Origin of the sequence: Streptomyces sp. NPDC006385 (genome assembly GCF_040612485.1) — a bacterium.
In the GTDB taxonomy this organism is placed as follows: domain Bacteria; phylum Actinomycetota; class Actinomycetes; order Streptomycetales; family Streptomycetaceae; genus Streptomyces.
Window position 1 is genome coordinate 1 of record NZ_JBEXQG010000095.1, and the last position, 15,032, is coordinate 15,032.

18 protein-coding genes are annotated in these 15,032 nt (G+C 71.8%); 6 read left to right on the forward strand and 12 right to left on the reverse strand.

The window, feature by feature from the left end:
- Positions 1–47: 47 nt before the first annotated feature.
- The gene (locus ABZ078_RS39780; protein ID WP_003966491.1) at positions 48–215 is read right to left on the reverse strand and encodes a DUF3117 domain-containing protein; all 168 of its coding nucleotides are present in this window, start codon (positions 213–215) and stop codon (positions 48–50) included.
- A 146-nt stretch (positions 216–361) separates the two neighbouring features.
- Positions 362–526 (reverse strand): hypothetical protein, encoded by a 165-nt coding sequence (locus ABZ078_RS39785; protein WP_356583419.1) that lies wholly within the window; start codon positions 524–526, stop codon positions 362–364.
- A gap of 65 nt (positions 527–591) precedes the next feature.
- Here ABZ078_RS39785 and ABZ078_RS39790 point away from each other — a divergent pair, with 65 nt between their 5' ends.
- Entirely contained in the window at positions 592–1,395 is an 804-nt protein-coding gene (locus ABZ078_RS39790) for an enoyl-CoA hydratase-related protein (protein ID WP_356583420.1), read from the forward strand.
- Between the two features lie 20 nt (positions 1,396–1,415).
- On the opposite strand, the gene ABZ078_RS39795 is transcribed toward ABZ078_RS39790, so the two are convergent.
- Positions 1,416–2,003, reverse strand: a complete 588-nt coding sequence (locus ABZ078_RS39795) for a DNA-3-methyladenine glycosylase I (RefSeq protein WP_356583421.1) — start codon at positions 2,001–2,003, stop codon at positions 1,416–1,418.
- On the reverse strand, positions 2,000–2,350 hold the full coding sequence (locus ABZ078_RS39800; RefSeq protein ID WP_356583444.1) for a DivIVA domain-containing protein: 351 nt from the start codon (positions 2,348–2,350) through the stop codon (positions 2,000–2,002). Before ABZ078_RS39800 ends, ABZ078_RS39795 begins: the two co-directional genes overlap by 4 nt.
- Before the next feature lie 145 nt (positions 2,351–2,495).
- Between ABZ078_RS39800 and folP the strand changes: the two genes are divergently transcribed.
- The gene (gene folP, locus ABZ078_RS39805) at positions 2,496–3,356 is read left to right on the forward strand and encodes a dihydropteroate synthase (protein ID WP_356583422.1); all 861 of its coding nucleotides are present in this window, start codon (positions 2,496–2,498) and stop codon (positions 3,354–3,356) included.
- Positions 3,357–3,507: 151 nt separating this feature from the next.
- Here folP and ABZ078_RS39810 read toward each other — a convergent pair whose 3' ends face one another.
- Positions 3,508–4,266: a TIGR00730 family Rossman fold protein gene (locus ABZ078_RS39810; RefSeq protein WP_356583423.1), complete on the reverse strand. Its 759-nt coding sequence runs from the start codon at positions 4,264–4,266 to the stop codon at positions 3,508–3,510.
- A 147-nt stretch (positions 4,267–4,413) separates the two neighbouring features.
- Positions 4,414–5,493, reverse strand: a complete 1,080-nt coding sequence (dapE, locus tag ABZ078_RS39815; RefSeq protein WP_356583424.1) for a succinyl-diaminopimelate desuccinylase — start codon at positions 5,491–5,493, stop codon at positions 4,414–4,416.
- An 85-nt stretch (positions 5,494–5,578) separates the two neighbouring features.
- On the opposite strand from dapE, the gene ABZ078_RS39820 reads away from it, so the two are divergent.
- Both ABZ078_RS39820 and ABZ078_RS39825 read left to right on the forward strand, forming a co-directional pair.
- Complete coding sequence (locus ABZ078_RS39820; RefSeq protein WP_356583425.1) at positions 5,579–6,556, forward strand: heavy metal transporter; 978 nt, start codon at positions 5,579–5,581, stop codon at positions 6,554–6,556.
- A 373-nt stretch (positions 6,557–6,929) separates the two neighbouring features.
- Entirely contained in the window at positions 6,930–7,403 is a 474-nt protein-coding gene (locus tag ABZ078_RS39825; RefSeq protein ID WP_356583426.1) for an ATP-binding protein, read from the forward strand.
- Between the two features lie 88 nt (positions 7,404–7,491).
- Here the strand turns inward: ABZ078_RS39825 and ABZ078_RS39830 are convergent, their stop codons facing one another.
- Both ABZ078_RS39830 and fdxA read right to left on the reverse strand, forming a co-directional pair.
- Entirely contained in the window at positions 7,492–8,586 is a 1,095-nt protein-coding gene (locus tag ABZ078_RS39830) for a bifunctional succinyldiaminopimelate transaminase/glutamate-prephenate aminotransferase (RefSeq protein WP_356583427.1), read from the reverse strand.
- Positions 8,587–8,731: 145 nt separating this feature from the next.
- Complete coding sequence (gene fdxA / locus ABZ078_RS39835) at positions 8,732–9,052, reverse strand: ferredoxin (RefSeq protein WP_003998156.1); 321 nt, start codon at positions 9,050–9,052, stop codon at positions 8,732–8,734.
- 140 nt (positions 9,053–9,192) lie between these two features.
- On the opposite strand from fdxA, the gene ABZ078_RS39840 reads away from it, so the two are divergent.
- Together ABZ078_RS39840 and ABZ078_RS39845 are read left to right on the forward strand one after the other, a co-directional pair.
- Positions 9,193–10,182 carry a GNAT family N-acetyltransferase gene (locus tag ABZ078_RS39840; protein ID WP_356583428.1) on the forward strand — a complete coding sequence of 330 codons (990 nt, stop codon included), beginning with the start codon at positions 9,193–9,195 and terminating at the stop codon, positions 10,180–10,182.
- Positions 10,183–10,234: 52 nt separating this feature from the next.
- A complete protein-coding gene (locus ABZ078_RS39845; RefSeq protein WP_356583429.1) occupies positions 10,235–11,086 on the forward strand; it encodes a transglutaminase-like domain-containing protein in 852 nt (283 codons plus the stop codon).
- Positions 11,087–11,215: 129 nt separating this feature from the next.
- Here the strand turns inward: ABZ078_RS39845 and ABZ078_RS39850 are convergent, their stop codons facing one another.
- From ABZ078_RS39850 to ABZ078_RS39865, 4 genes are all read right to left on the reverse strand, one after another.
- Entirely contained in the window at positions 11,216–13,369 is a 2,154-nt protein-coding gene (locus ABZ078_RS39850) for a hypothetical protein (RefSeq protein ID WP_356583430.1), read from the reverse strand.
- Positions 13,370–13,525: 156 nt separating this feature from the next.
- Complete coding sequence (locus ABZ078_RS39855) at positions 13,526–13,927, reverse strand: DUF6113 family protein (protein ID WP_356583431.1); 402 nt, start codon at positions 13,925–13,927, stop codon at positions 13,526–13,528.
- Positions 13,924–14,787: an N-acetyl-1-D-myo-inositol-2-amino-2-deoxy-alpha-D-glucopyranoside deacetylase gene (gene mshB / locus ABZ078_RS39860; RefSeq protein ID WP_356583432.1), complete on the reverse strand. Its 864-nt coding sequence runs from the start codon at positions 14,785–14,787 to the stop codon at positions 13,924–13,926. The genes ABZ078_RS39855 and mshB overlap by 4 nt, the downstream gene beginning before the upstream one ends.
- 28 nt (positions 14,788–14,815) lie before the next feature.
- Positions 14,816–15,010, reverse strand: coding sequence for a hypothetical protein (locus tag ABZ078_RS39865; protein WP_019755516.1), 195 nt, complete (start codon positions 15,008–15,010; stop codon positions 14,816–14,818).
- Between the last annotated feature and the right edge of the window lie 22 nt (positions 15,011–15,032).

Consider the following 15,032-nt stretch of genomic DNA (forward strand, 5'->3'; position numbering starts at 1 on the left):
CACCGTGCGCGGTGCCGGGGTCGCCGAAAGGTAGGGTCGCTGCCGCGTCAGCCGACGACCTTCTTGAGGGCGTCGCCGAGCGCGTCGGCCTCGTCCGGGGTCAGCTCGACGACGAGCCGACCGCCGCCTTCGAGCGGAACGCGCATGACGATGCCCCGCCCCTCCTTGGTCACCTCGAGCGGGCCATCGCCCGTCCGCGGCTTCATGGCCGCCATGCTCGTTCCCCTTCCTGAAACCAGCTCATCGTCAAAGCCGACGGCCCCATGGAGGGCACGCGCGTCAGGCATGAGACACGCGACACCGGCATCGAACACATTGCTTCCAGGCCATTATCCCGCATCTCAGGACCCGATGACCAACATCAGTAGGCATCGCTTGCGCAACGCGCGCGAGCAAAACCACTCAATTCGGCGATGTGACTGCGATACTGCGCCACCGCACGCACTTCGGCCGAACGGAACCGGGCATCAATTCTTTGACGCAGGTCACACGTCCGGTCAGGTCCGTTGTCCGTGATCTCCGCCATGCTGTCCTTCAGACAAGCGCGTACCGACGAGTACGCCCGAGCCGCGACACCGGAGGGGATACGCCATGGCCGACACCGTGCTCTACGAGGTGAGCGACGGACTCGCGACGATCACGCTGAACCGCCCCGAGGCGATGAACGCGCTGAACATCGCGGCCAAGGTCGCCCTGCGGGAGGCGGTCCAGGCCGCGGCGGGCGACGACGCCGTACGGGCTGTCCTGCTGACGGCGGCCGGGGAGCGGGCGTTCTGCGTGGGGCAGGACCTGAAGGAGCACATCGGGCTGCTGGCCGCCGACCGGGAGACCGGGTCGGGGCAGACGATGAGCACGGTGCGCGAGCACTACAACCCGATCGTGAAGGCGCTCACGTCCATGCCGAAGCCGGTGGTGGCCGGGGTGAACGGGGTCGCGGCCGGCGCCGGTTTCGGGTTCGCGCTGGCCGCGGACCACCGGATCGTGGCGGACACCGCTGCCTTCAACACCTCCTTCGCGGGGGTCGCGCTGACCGCCGACTCCGGCATCTCGTGGACGCTGCCGCGGGTCGTCGGCGCTGGCCGCGCCGCTGATCTGCTGATCTTCCCGCGCACCATCAAGGCGCAGGAGGCGTACGAACTGGGTATCGCGAACCGGGTGGTGCCGGCCGCGGAGCTGCGGGCCGAGGCGGAGAAGGTGGCTCGGGCGTTGGCCGCAGGGCCGACGGTGGCGTACGGGGCGATCAAGGAGGCGGTGGCGTTCGGGCTGTCGCACTCGCTCGAGGAGACCTTGGAGAAGGAGGACGAGCTGCAGACGCGGGCGGGGTCTTCCGAGGACCACGCGATTGCGGTGCAGGCCTTCGTCAACAAGGAGAGGCCGAAGTACCTGGGCCGGTGAGCGATACGATCCCGCGCTCCTTACGGGGCGCTTCTCGCCACGCAGGTTTCCAGGTGGTCGTCGACCAGACCGCACGCCTGCATCAGGGCGTACGCCGTCGTGGGGCCCACGAAGCGCAGGCCGCGCTTCTTCAGGGCCTTGGACAGGGCCGTTGATTCCGGGGTGACCGCGGGGACGTCCGCCAACGTCTTCGGGACCGGGCGGGAAGCCGGATCCGGGGCGTGGGACCAGATCAGGGCGTCCAGGTCACCCGGGGTCCAGTCGGCCAGCACGCGAGCGTTGGCGAGCGTCGCGTCGATCTTGGCTCGGTTGCGGATGATGCCGGGGTCGGCGAGGAGGCGGTCGCGGTCGTCGTCGGTGAAGGCGGCGACCTTCGCAATCTTGAACTCGGCGAAGGCGGCGCGGAAGCCCTCACGCCGGCGCAGGATCGTGATCCAGGACAGGCCGGACTGGAAGGCCTCCAGGCTGAGGCGTTCGTAGAGCGCGTCGTCGCCGTGGACCGGGCGGCCCCACTCCTCGTCGTGGTACGTCACGTAGTCCGGGGTGGACAGGGCCCAGGGGCAGCGCAGGGCGCCGTCCGGGCCCGCGAGAGCCGTGCCGTCGCTCACTGCTGGTCCTCCTGTGCGGGCTTCTCCATCGGCCCATGGCCGGCCGACGCCCGCGCGCCCGCCAGCGCGGACTCCAGGTCGGCGATCCGGGCGTCACGCTCGGCGAGCTCGGCGCCCAGGCGGCTGAGGGCGTCGTCGACATCGGCCATGCGGTAGCCGCGGGCGGCGAGCGGGAAGCGGAGGCTGTCGATGTCGGCGCGGTCGACCGGGCGGTCCAGCGGCAGCAGGTCCTGGAGGCGCTCGGGCGGGGCCTCGGGCAGCGGGCCGTCGCCCTCGCCGCCGCCCACCACGGCGAGTGTCACCGCGGCGACCACGACGGCGAGCGCGACGACCAGGAACAAGAACATAACCATCGCTGTGGCCCCCATGGTCGGTGAATGCGAGCGGTCGAGTGTGTCAGTGTCCGATCGTGCCATGCGACTCTGACAGTTAGGGTCGCAGGCGGCTGAAAGGCCAGGACGTACCAGGACGCCCGAGGAGAGGTCACAGGGGATGCTCAGGCTGGGCAGGCGTGAGTTCGACACGCATGAGCCGGTGATCATGGCGATCGTGAACCGGACCCCGGACTCCTTCTACGACCAAGGGGCGACGTTCCGCGACGAGCCGGCCCTCGCGCGCGTGGAGCAGGCGGTGGCGGAAGGGGCGGCCATCATCGACGTCGGCGGGGTCAAGGCCGGGCCCGGGGACGAGGTGACCGCCGAGGAGGAGGCGCGGCGGACGGTCGGGTTCGTGGCCGAGGTGCGGCGGCGCTTCCCGGACGTCGTGATCAGCGTGGACACCTGGCGGGCCGAGGTCGGGGCGGCGGTGTGCGAGGCGGGGGCGGACCTGCTGAACGACGCATGGGGTGGGGTGGACCCGGGGCTGGCGGAGGTCGCCGCGCGGTACGGGGTGGGACTGGTGTGTACGCATGCGGGGGGCGCGGAGCCTCGGACCCGGCCGCATCGGGTGACGTACGACGACGTCATGGCCGACATCCTGCGGGTGACGGTGGGGCTGGCCGAGCGGGCGTCGGCGTTGGGGGTGCCGCGGGAGTCGATCCTGATCGATCCCGGGCACGACTTCGGGAAGAACACCCGGCACAGTCTCGAGGCGACTCGGCGGCTGGGGGAGATGGTGGCGACCGGGTGGCCGGTGCTGGTGTCCCTGTCCAACAAGGACTTCGTCGGGGAGACCTTGGACAAGCCCGTGAAGGAGCGGGTGCTGGGGACGCTGGCCACCACCGCGGTGTCGGCGTGGCTGGGGGCGCAGGTGTATCGGGTGCACGAGGTGGCGGAGACCCGGCAGGTGCTGGACATGGTGGCGTCGATCGCGGGGCACCGGCCGCCGGCGGTGGCGCGGCGGGGGCTGGCGTAGTCGGCCTCCGGCACCCAAAGGGCCTCGTCCTCGAACGCCGGACGGGCTGGGTCGGCCGGCCCGCCCGGTGTTCTGTGCGTCCGTCGCGGCCGCGCGCAGGGCCTGTCGCGAAAGTGGCGTCGCGCGGCAGGCGCCGCTTTCGCAACCGGCCCTAGCGGCCCGCCTCCTTCGACACCAGCGCCACCGCCTCGTCCACGTCGTCCGTGACGTGGAACAGGAGCAGGTCCTTCTCCGACGCCTTGCCCTGGGCCACCAGCGTGTTCGTGAGCCAGTCGACGAGGCCGCCCCAGTACTCGCTGCCGAACAGCACGATCGGGAAGCGGGTGACCTTCTGGGTCTGGACCAGGGTGAGGGCCTCGAAGAGTTCGTCGAGGGTGCCGAGGCCACCGGGGAGGACCACGAAGCCCTGGGCGTACTTGACGAACATCATCTTGCGGACGAAGAAGTACCGGAAGTTCAGACCGATGTCGACGTAGGGGTTGAGCCCCTGCTCGAAGGGCAGCTCGATGCCGAGGCCGACCGAGGTGCCGCCCGCCTCGCACGCGCCCTTGTTGGCCGCCTCCATGGCACCGGGGCCACCGCCCGTGATCACCGCGAACCCGGCCTCGACCAGACCTCGGCCGAGGCGGACTCCCGCGTCGTACTCAGGGGAGTCGACCGGTGTCCGCGCCGAGCCGAACACGCTGATGGCGGACGGGAGTTCGGCGAGGGTGCCGAAGCCCTCGATGAACTCCGACTGGATGCGCAGGACTCGCCAGGGGTCCGTGTGGACCCAGTCGGAGGGCCCGCCCGCGTCCAGCAGTCGCTGGTCGGTCGTACTCGCCGTCACCTGGCCCCGCCTCCGGATGACCGGGCCCAGCCGCTGCTCCGACGGTGGCTGCTTCTTCCCCTCGGGGTTGCCGGTAGCCATGTGCGCTCCCTCCGCTGCGGGGCCTGCGGACTTGCAGGTCGTTCCACCTCAGCGTAGATCGACCTGGGTTACGGACGGGGGACGTGAGCATGTCCGCCATGAAGCGCCGTGCCCGCAAGCCGCGCCCAGGTGCCCCTCATCGCGGCGCTACGCCGTGAGCCACGCCCTCAACCGCTCCTCCCCCGCGAGGATCTTCGCCGTCTCCACCCGTTCGTCACGCTTGTGCGCCAAGTGCGGGTTACCCGGGCCGTAGTTCACCGCCGGGATGCCCAGGGACGCGAAGCGGGAGACGTCCGTCCAGCCGTACTTGGGCCCCGGGGTGCCGCCGACCGCCGCCATGAACGCCGCGGCCGCCGGGTGGGACAGGCCCGGCAGCGCGCCGCCGCTGTGGTCGTCCACCACGAACTCCTCGACCCCGCAGTCGGCGAAGACCTCGCGGACGTGCGCGACGGCCTCCTCCTCCGTACGGTCCGGCGCGTAGCGGAAGTTGACGGTCACCACGCACGCGTCGGGGATGACGTTGCCCGCCACACCGCCCGAGATGCCGACCGCGTTGAGACCCTCGCGGTACTCCAGACCGTCGATCACCGGGTAGCGCGGTTCGTACGACGCCAGGCGGGCCAGGATCGGGGCCGCCGCGTGGATCGCGTTCGAGCCCATCCAGCCGCGCGCGGAGTGGGCACGCTCGCCCTTGGTCTTGAGCAGCACCCTGAGCGTGCCCTGGCAGCCGCCCTCGACCTCGCCGTCCGACGGCTCCAGCAGCACCGCGAAGTCGCCCTTCAGCCACTCCGGACGGTTCTCGGCGATGTGCTTGAGGCCGTTGAGGTCCGCGGTCACCTCTTCGTTGTCGTAGAAGACGAAGGTCAGGTCGCGGTTCGGGGCCGGGACCGTCGCCGCGATGCGGAGCTGGACGGCGACGCCCGACTTCATGTCGCAGGTGCCGCAGCCCCACAGGACGCCGTCCTCGTCCAGCCTCGACGGGACGTTGTCCGCGATCGGCACCGTGTCGATGTGGCCGGCGAGGATCACGCGCTCCGGCCGCCCGAGGTCCGTGCGCGCCACGACGTTGTTGCCGTACCGGTCGACCGTCAGATGCGGCAGGGCCCGCAGGGCGGTCTCGACGGCGTCCGCGAGGGGCTTCTCCGTGCCGCTGACGGAGGGGAAGTCGACAAGTCGCGCGGTGAGCTCCGCGGCGTCCAGCGTGAGGTCAAGGGAGGTGTCGGCCATGGTGCCGACCCTAACCCGCGTGGCCTTCCCCCCACTTTCCCCACCGGCCTCATACCCCCCGGTAACCTCGGCTACCTTGTAGGGCGTGCCAGAGCCGTCACTTTCCCGCAAACGCCGTGGCCGCCTCCTTCGTCGCGGGGCGTCCTTCCTGGTCCTGCTCGCCGTCGCGGGGTACCTCGCCGTGCAGTACGTCACCGGAGGCACGGGGACGCCGGGCTGCGAGGTCGTCTCGGGCAAGGGCGACGGGACACGGTACGAGTTCACGCCGGAGCAGGCGGTGAACGCGGCGACCATCGCCGCCGTCGGCACCGGCCGCGGGCTGCCCGAACGGGCCGTGACGATCGCGCTCGCCACCGCGCTCCAGGAGTCGGCGCTGCGCAACATCAGCCACGGCGACCGTGACTCGCTGGGCCTGTTCCAGCAGCGGCCCTCGCAGGGCTGGGGCACCGAGCGGCAGATCATGGACCCGATCTACTCGGCGGGCATCTTCTACGAGCACCTGGTCAAGGTCCGCGACTACACGCGGCTGCCGCTCACCGTCGCCGCGCAGCGCGTCCAGCGCAGCGGCTTCCCGGAGGCGTACGCCAAGCACGAGCCGGACGCGAGGCTGCTCGCCGCCGCGCTCACCGGGCGTTCGGCCGCGACGCTGACCTGCGAGGGGCGCCCCGGGGCCACCCGGACCGCGGGCCCGGACGCCGTGCGGGCCGCGCTCGTACGGGACTTCGGGCGGGACGCGCTCCAGCCGGCCGGCGCCGAGGTGAGTGCCCGGGGGGCCACGCCGAAGCCCACTCCGGCCGTCGTCGAGAGCGACGGGCGGACCGTCGTGCTGCCCGTGACCGGCGACGGGGGCGCCCGTGGCGGGCGCAGTGCCCTCGAGCGCGGGTGGCAGCTGGCCCACTGGGCCGTGGCCAACGCCTCCGACCTGCACATCGCGCGGGTGTCGTACGGAGGGCGGGAGTGGACCGCCGGCAACACCGACAGCCAGTGGCGGGCGATCCCCGGGCAGGGTGCCTCGGGGACGGAGAGCAGCCTGAAATCGGTACGCATCGTGACGAGTCGGTAGTACGTCCGGCCGTTCGGGGACTCACTCTCCAGGGTTACCCGGGACGCCGGTCGGCGAGGGTGGGCGCAGGTTTTCGCGCGGTCACCCTCCGATCCGCCAATGGCCTTGAAAACAAAGGGCTGTAAGGATTCGGCAGGCTTTCCGGCAAGAAGCGTTTTGACCGTTTTTATCCGCAGGCGATAATGCGACGCATTGCCAACTCTTTACGTTGTGCCGCCGCAACCTTCGAGGGCTTCGAGCGGTAGTCACTGCGTCCGAGCCCGGAGATCAACAGCCAGTCGGTCCACCGCCAGTCGGCCAGTCAGTCGGTCAACTGCCGGATGCGGTCGGACACTTCATCGTTCTCATCCGACATATCCGTCGAAGGAGCATCATGTCCCTCCCCCTGTCCCGCCGGATCGCCCGTGCCGCGCTGATCGTCGCTGCGGGAGCGGCCGCCGGGGTCGGTGCGGCCGGCTCCGCCAGCGCGGCCCCCGAACTGCCCGGCGCCTCGAAGGCCGGGCTGAGCACCCTGGACGGCGCGAGCGTCGTCGACGGCGCGGCTCAGAACGCCACCGGGCTCGCGGGCGGCGCCGTCGACACGGCGGTCGACAAGGCGCTGCCCACCGCGACGAAGGCCGGTGGCAAGGTGACCAAGACCGGCGGCAAGGCCGCGAAGAAGGCGGTGCCGACGGCGGCCAAGGCCGGCAGCAAGGTCACGAAGAAGGCGACGCCCGCGGCCCAGGAGACCGCGGGTGGTGTGGCCGGGTCGGTCGGAAGCGTTCTCGGTGACGCGGCTGGGACGGCCACGAAGGGCGGCGTGCCGACGACCGGGACGCTGCCGGTGCAGGCGCTTCCCCTCGGCTGACGGTCGCCGCGCCTGGCTTGAGCCGCCGACGGGGCCCAGGGATTTCCCTGGGCCCCGTCGGCTTCTGCGTGCCCTGCCGCCGGCGCCGTCACGTCAGGCGCTGGACCGCTGCCCGCACGCGTTCGTCCGTCGCGGTGAAGGCCACGCGCACGTGTCGGGCACCCGCCTCGCCGTAGAAGTCGCCCGGGGCGGCCAGGATGCCCAGCTCGGCGAGGTGGGAGACCGTGCTCCAGCAGGACTCGTCCCGCGTGGCCCACAGGTACAGGCTGGCCTCGCTGTGCTCGATGCGGAAGCCGTGGGACTGAAGGGCCTCGCGCAGGGCCTTGCGGCGGGCCGCGTAACGGTCGCGCTGGATACGGACGTGTTCGTCGTCGCCCAGCGCCGCGATCACCGCCGCCTGGGTCGGCGCCGACGTCATCATGCCGCCGTGCTTGCGGATCTCCAGGAGGGGAGACAGGACCGCCGGGTCACCGGCCAGGAAGGCGGCGCGGTAGCCCGCGAGGTTCGAGCGCTTCGACAGGGAGTGCACCGCGACGATGCCCTCGTACGAGCCACCGTTCACGTCCGGGTGCAGGACCGAGACCGGGTCGGCCTCCCAGCCCAGCTCCAGGTAGCACTCGTCGGAGAAGATCAGGACGCCGTGCGAGCGGGCCCACGCCACGATCCGGGTGAGGTCCGCCTTCGACAGCACCTTGCCGGTGGGGTTCGACGGGGAGTTCAGCCAGAGCAGCCTCAGGCCCCGCGGGTCCAGCTCCGTCGGGTCGTCGTACACCTCGTACCCGGCACGGGCGAGGCGGGCGCCCACCTCGTACGTCGGGTAGGCCAGCCGAGGGTGGGCCACCTTGTCGCCGGGGCCGAGGCCCAGCTGGGTCGGGAGCCAGGCGACGAGTTCCTTGGAGCCGACGATGGGCAGGACGTGGCGGTGAGTGACCTCGCGGGCGCCCAGGCGGCGCTCCACCCAGCCCGTGATCGCGTCCCGCAGCGCCGGAGTGCCCCAGACCGTCGGGTAGCCCGGGGAGTCCGCCGCGTCGATCAGGGCCTTCTGAATCAGCTCGGGGACCGGGTCGACCGGCGTGCCGACGGAGAGGTCGACGATGCCGTCCGGGTGCGCGGCGGCCGTCTTCTTGTACGGCTCCAGCTTGTCCCAGGGGAAGGTCGGAAGGCGGTCGGAGACTGCGGACACGGGATCTGGCTCACTTTCTGGTACTGCCGGTACTGCGGTACGTCCGGTACCGCCCGATACGGCAACGCCTCGGTCCCGTACGGCGATCGGGGCGATCAGGCCGTACGGGACCGAGGCGGCACGCTGTGCGGGTCGCCGGTGGGGATTACTCGGCCTGCGGCGGCAGCGCGGCGACGAACGGGTGGTCCCGCTCGATCAGACCGAGCTTGCTGGCGCCGCCCGGGGAGCCGAGCTCGTCGAAGAACTCGACGTTCGCCTTGTAGTAGTCCTTCCACTCCTCCGGCACGTCGTCCTCGTAGAAGATCGCCTCGACCGGGCAGACCGGCTCACAGGCTCCGCAGTCGACGCATTCGTCCGGGTGGATGTACAAGGACCGGGAGCCCTCGTAGATGCAGTCGACCGGGCACTCCTCGATGCACGCCTTGTCCTTGACGTCGACACAAGGCTGCGCGATGACGTAGGTCACGCTGTCGTTCCTCCTCGATAGGGCGCTGGCGGGCCTCCACAGGCTCCGCCGCCTGGCGCGCGGGAGCGCGGCGTCGTCGATGCCCACACCTAGTATCTCCGTTCTTGGGCATGATCCGAACAGGAGGGGTGAACTGACCTGTGGAAATCTCTGCGACAGGGCGCTTTGAGGTCCGTATCACCGCTGCTGACGTGGGCAAACGGGTCTCCGTACGCCGCCTGAACGATCCTGCCGCTCCGGGTGAGAAGTTCACCGACACGGTGGGTGTTCTCGCATCATGGGACAACGGTGTGCTGCTGATCACACGCAAGAGTGGCGAGACCGTCCGCATCCCGGAATCGTCGCTGGTGGCGGGCAAGGTCGTGCCGAGCGCCCCGGCCCGCAGGCGGGGCCCAGCCGCCTCGTACCAGGAGCTCACGCAGGTCGCCTCGCGCGCGTGGCGGCCGGTGGAGAGCGAACGGCTCGGCGAGTGGGAGCTGCGGGCCGCGTCCGGCTTCACCCGGCGGGCCAACTCGGTGCTGCCGCTCGGCGACCCCGGCCTGCCGCTGCCGGCCGCGCTCGACGCCGTACGGCGCTGGTACGGCGACCGTGGGCTCCCGGCGTACGTCCAGACCGCGACCGGGGCCGAGGGCACGCAGGAGCCGCTGTGCGCGGAGCTGGAACGGCTGGGGTGGGTCCGGGAGGTGTCCGCCGAGATGTGGATCGGGGCGCTGGCGCCGATCGCCGATCGGGACGAGGGCGCCGGAGTGGTGCTGTCCCGGGAGGCGGACGAGGCTTGGCTTGCGCGGTACCAGCGCAAGGGGGTGAGCGAGGTGGCGCTGAAGGTGCTGACGAGCGGGCCGTCGGTGTGGTTCGCGACCGTTCCCGGTGAGAGCGGTGTTCCCGCCGCGATCGGGCGGTGTGTCGTGGACGGGCGGTGGGCCGGGTTCGCCGCCGTGGAGGTGGATCCGGCGCTGCGGCGGCGGGGGCTGGCCACCCGGGTGATGGCCGCGCTCGCCCGGCGGGCCCTGGACGAGGGGGCGTCGGCGGCCTGGCTCCAGGTCGAGGCGGAGAACGAGGGGGCGCGGGAGCTGTACGCGAGGATGGGATTCGCCGCGCATCACGCGTACCACCACTATCGATCACCGTGAGCAATCGCCGTCAGCAGTGGTACCGATCGCCGTGAAAGGGCACGAGCCAGCTATGCGTCCCCCCTACCCGCCACCGCCCGAGCGTTCCGCCGAGTTGCGGCGGCGGTTCGCCGAAGAGGCGCGGTCCGAGCGGCCCGATCTGTCCACGCTGTGTCTGCTGGTGGGGGCCGAGGCGGACGGGGAGCTGGACGAGGCGGGGATGGACGCGGTGCAGGTGGAGCTGGACGGGCTGGCGGGGCGGCTGCCGTTCCGGCCCGGCGGGCCGCGGGCGTGGGCGGTGGCGCTGCGGGAGCTGCTCGGGGAGCGGTACGGGTTTCGCGGCTCCGCCGCGGACTATCAGCGGCTTGAGTCGTCGTTGCTGCATCAGGTGCTGGTACGGCGGCGGGGGCTGCCGATTCTGCTGTCGGTGGTGTGGCTGGAGGTCGCGCGGCGGGCAGGGGCTCCGGTGTACGGGGTCGCGCTGCCCGGTCACTTCGTCGTGGGGTTCGGGCCGGCCGATGAGCAGGTGCTCGCCGATCCGTTCGACGGGGGGCGGGTGCTGACGGGGAGCGATGCGGAGTTGCTGGTGGCGGGGGCCACGGGGGCGGCGCTCCAGCCGTCGATGTTGACGCCGGCCGATCCGTTGGACGTGGTGCTGCGGATTCTGAACAACGTCCGGGCGTGGGCGGCCACCCGGCCCGAGCGGACGGATGTGGCGTTGTGGGCGGTGGAGCTGTCGCTGCTGTTGCCCTCGCATCCGGCGCGGTTGCGGTTCGAGCGGGCACAGTTGCTGGTGCAGCGGGGGGACTTCGTCGAGGGGGCCGTGGAGTTGGAGGAGTACGCGGAGTTGATCAGTGCGGTGGATGAGGGGGCGGCGGAGCGGGTGCGGGAGCAGGCTCGGGCGGCTCGGGCGTTGTTGAACTGAGTACGCCGGTTCGCCGGTTCGCCGTAGCTGGTTCCCCGCGCCCCTGAAGATCCACCCTTGATCCCGTACGACGAGAAGGGGGCACCCGGCGCGAACCGGGTGCCCCCTTCTCGTCGGCTGCGGGATCCGCTAGCTGGGGTTCGTGTCGATGACCGCCGTGCGGTTGCCCTTGCTCTTCAGGGCCTCGGTGAGAGCGACGTAGACGTCCTGCGGTGTGACCGGCGTCTTCTTGCCGTTGCCGCGGGTGATGAGCACGCCGTCGAAGGCACCGCCGTAGAGCTGCTTCAGTGCGGCCAGGTCGGGGCTGTCGACGAGCCTGCCGTTGACGGCCTTGACCCGGAGGAACTTCCACAGGGACTTCTCGGGGCTCATCAGGAGGGGACTCGCCCCGTCCGCCTGAACCGTCACGGGGGCCGACATCGCCGGCTGCGCGAACTCCTTCATCATCCGGTCGACCTCGGCGTTCGAGACCTTCGGCTGCTGCGTGGTCGTCGGGACGGTCACCGGGTCGGACGCGCCGGTCGCCACGTGGGCGCGGTAGGCCCGCTCGATCGCCGCGGTGGACTTGTCGACGTTGATGCCCTTGCCCGGCTTGCCGTAGACGGCGACGGCCTTGCCGGCCTCGAACTTGATCGTGCCCTCGGTCACGGAGCCGGAACCGCCGGAGGCGGACTCCAGAGCGGCGTGCAGCTTCTCCTCGTCCGTGGGCATGACCGGCTCGACGACCCGGTGGTTGCCGAAGACGGAGCCGATGACCGAGACCGGGTTGTAGTCGCTGGACGCGGCCGCGGTGACCGTCTGCTGCATGTCGAACTGCAGACCGGCCTTGTCGGGCTCGAGGCTGACGGTCCTGCCGCCCACCGAGAGCTTCAGCGGCTCGTTGACCCGGTCGTCGAAGGCGTCGTTGAGCTTCTTGACCGCCTCGTCGCGGGTGCCGCCGCCGATGTCGACGCCGAGCACGGTGGTGCCCTTGGGCACGTCGGAGTGGTTCATCAGCAGGCCGGCGCCGTAGAGGCCGCCGGCGAGGACGATCACGCCGCCGCCGACCAGGGCCAGCTTGTTGCGGCCCTTCTTCTTGGGCGCGCGGGACGCAGACGCGTCCGACGCGTCCGGCTCGGGCAGCCTTGGGGGCGTGTGCGGCACCGGTCCGTCGGTGCCCCCCGGGCCGAAGGGACCGCTCTGGGCGCCCGGCGGGACGACGGGGATGCCGCTGGTGACGGTGTGGCCGGAGACGTTGTCGGCGACGCCGCCGTAGTGCGGGGTGCCGGGCTCGGGGGCCGGCTTCTGCGGGGTGAGGATCGCGGTGTCGTCACTCAGCCCGCCGCCGGGGCCGTGGCCGGGGATGTGCGGAGAGGCGCCGGGACCGCCCGGGCCGGCGGGACCGGGCGGGCCGCTCGGACCGGCCGGGCCGCCCAGGCCGTCGCCGGGGCCGCCGGGCCGGCCCGGACCCGTGGAGATACCGGAGGCCGGACCGGCGGAAATGCCGGAGCCGCCCGGACCGGCGGGACCACCGGGACCGCCCGGGCCACCGGGGCCACGAAGCCCGCCCTGCCCGCCACCGGCGACCGGCGGGAGCGCCGGGCCGTCGCCGGTGACCGGACCGGTCGTCGGGCCCGTGGGGCCCTTCGGGCCGCCCTGGCCGCCACGGCCGTTCGGGCCGCCGAAGGAACCGGTGCCGCCGCCGTGCCCGGGAGCCACGGGTCCGCCGGTCGCACCGGGCAGCCCCGCGCCCTTCGCACCGCCGGGGCGGGAGCCGCCCGGCGCGCTCATCGAGCCGACGACACCGCCGGGACGCCCGGCACCCGCGCCACCGGAACCGCCCGCACCGGGACCCGAACCACCGGGCTGACCCGTCCCGTTGGAGGGCGCGCCCCCCTGACCGCCCTTGCCCGCCGAGGACTTGCGCGGCGCGAACCAGTCGCTCGTCTTCTCCCCCGCCTGCGCCCCGGGCTCGGCCGGAGCCTCGACGGTGCCCGTGGACGTGGACGTGGGTGCGGACGGTGCCGGCGTCTCGGTGGCCGGGCTGCCCGCGGAGCTCTCGGCTTCGGCGACGGGCTTGCGCACGACGACCGGCGGAATCGGCCGCGACCCGGGGATGTTGATCCGGATCCGGGTCGTCAGCGTGGTCTCGGTCTTGCGTTCCTCCGGCTGCGTGGCCGAACGGCCCGCGTCCGCGCCGCTGTCGGAAGCCATGGGGGTCCCGTACGGCGGCGTGCCCGAGGGGTATGCGGCTCCGCCGTGCCCGTTGGGCCCGGAGGACGGAGTGTCAGTTTCACGACTCAAGGCAGGTTCTCCCGGTTGGCTCCGCCGCCCATACCTCACTGCTTCGGGCGGCTCGGCGGCGCGCACCACCATACTGGCCACGTCTGCCCGGTATCCCACGACCGCTTGGGAAACCCACACGGGACTCGCACGAGCGAGGCGTGGAGAAGTGGTACGTCACTTGCCAAGTCGGGCGTCGTCGCCGACCGGTTGCCGTACGGGGGTGAGGGTGGCGCACATCACAGCCACGGCCATGCCTCCGAGCAGGAAGAGATAGGAGGCGGCGCTCGTGCCGAAGACGAAGTCGCCTTCCGGGCGGCTGGCGGTGAGCAGGATGACGGTGACCATCCAGCCGCCGGCGGGCGCGACGGCCCCGGCCCGGCTCCTGGCCAGCCGGCCGCCGCCCAGGCAGAGCCCGGCCTCGCCCGCGAGCGCGAGCAGCAGGCCGCCCGGGAACCACGCCGGCTGCACCAGCGCCCCGGCCACTCCGACCACGGCGCCGAGCACGAAGAGGCCGAGGTAGGCGAGGACCCGCAGACCGGAGGGCCGCTTCAGCGGCTGGGCGAGCATCGAGCTCATGACGCCTCCCCGACGACGAGACCGGCGAACAGATCGGACTCCGCCCGCGCCGCCGGCTCCCCGCGCACCAATTGGTAGTACTCGGTGGTGAAGAGGGGTTGCGCGAGTTCGTTGGAGAGCGCGAAGTACAGGTCCGACACGTCGATCTGCGTGGCGTGCGCCCGCATCGCGGCCGCCTTGGCGGCGGCGTACGCGGTGCCGTCGATGACGGTGGTGATGCGCTCGTCGTCGACGACGCCCGGTACGTCGTCGACGGTGGCGGCCTTGCCGAACGGCAACCCGGGCAGATCCGCCTGAAGCCGGGCGAACGCCTCCTCGGCGACCGTGCGCGGGACGCGGTTCCAGTAGATCTTGGGGATGCGCCAGCCCGCGTCGTCGGCCAGCTCGGCCGCGCGCATCGCGATGCGGTGGGCCTGGATGTGATCGGGGTGGCCGTAGCCGCCGTCGGGGTCGTAGGTGACGAGGACCTGGGGGCGTACCTCGCGGATCACCTCGACGAGTGCCCGGGCCGCCTCGTCGAGGTCCGCCTGCCAGAGGCAGGCCGGGTCGTCGTTGTCGGCGAGGCCCATCATCCCCGAGTCCTCGTAGCGGCCCTGTCCGCCGAGGAGACGGAAGTCCTCGACGCCGAGCTCGCGCATCGCGGCGGTGAGTTCGCCCAGGCGGTGTTCGCCCAGTTCGGTGCCGGTCAGGTGCCGGAGCTCGGGCGGAATGACCTCGCCGTGCTCGCCGAGGGTGCAGGTCACCAGGGTCACCTGGGCACCCTCGGCCGCGTACTTGGCCATGGTCGCGCCGTTGTTGATCGACTCGTCGTCCGGGTGCGCGTGCACCAGCAGCAGACGCCGGGCGGGGTGTTCCGTCATGGCCTCACCCTACGAGAACCCGGGTGGCTCAGAACTTGATGCTGCCGATCATGCCCGCGATGTTCGTCGTCAGCTCACTGATGGTGGGCGCGACGGTCGAGGACGCCAGGTAGAAGCCGAGCAGCATGCAGACCACCGCATGGCCGGCCTTCAGGCCTGATTTCTTGATCAGCAGAAAGACGATGATCGCCAGCAGCACCACCGCCGAAATCGAGAGTGCCACGGCGGCTCACCTCCAAGAATCC

Excerpts from the sequence above, each read along its gene's own strand:
- ABZ078_RS39780 (WP_003966491.1), bottom strand. The coding sequence starts at position 215 with ATGGCGGCCATGAAGCCGCGGACGGGCGATGGCCCGCTCGAGGTGACC.
- ABZ078_RS39785 (WP_356583419.1), bottom strand. The coding sequence starts at position 526 with ATGGCGGAGATCACGGACAACGGACCTGACCGGACGTGTGACCTGCGT.
- ABZ078_RS39790 (WP_356583420.1), top strand. The coding sequence starts at position 592 with ATGGCCGACACCGTGCTCTACGAGGTGAGCGACGGACTCGCGACGATC.
- ABZ078_RS39800 (WP_356583444.1), bottom strand. The coding sequence starts at position 2,350 with ATGTTCTTGTTCCTGGTCGTCGCGCTCGCCGTCGTGGTCGCCGCGGTG.
- folP (WP_356583422.1), top strand. The coding sequence starts at position 2,496 with ATGCTCAGGCTGGGCAGGCGTGAGTTCGACACGCATGAGCCGGTGATC.
- ABZ078_RS39810 (WP_356583423.1), bottom strand. The coding sequence starts at position 4,266 with ATGGCTACCGGCAACCCCGAGGGGAAGAAGCAGCCACCGTCGGAGCAG.
- dapE (WP_356583424.1), bottom strand. The coding sequence starts at position 5,493 with ATGGCCGACACCTCCCTTGACCTCACGCTGGACGCCGCGGAGCTCACC.
- ABZ078_RS39825 (WP_356583426.1), top strand. The coding sequence starts at position 6,930 with ATGTCCCTCCCCCTGTCCCGCCGGATCGCCCGTGCCGCGCTGATCGTC.
- ABZ078_RS39845 (WP_356583429.1), top strand. The coding sequence starts at position 10,235 with ATGCGTCCCCCCTACCCGCCACCGCCCGAGCGTTCCGCCGAGTTGCGG.
- ABZ078_RS39855 (WP_356583431.1), bottom strand. The coding sequence starts at position 13,927 with ATGAGCTCGATGCTCGCCCAGCCGCTGAAGCGGCCCTCCGGTCTGCGG.
- mshB (WP_356583432.1), bottom strand. The coding sequence starts at position 14,787 with ATGACGGAACACCCCGCCCGGCGTCTGCTGCTGGTGCACGCGCACCCG.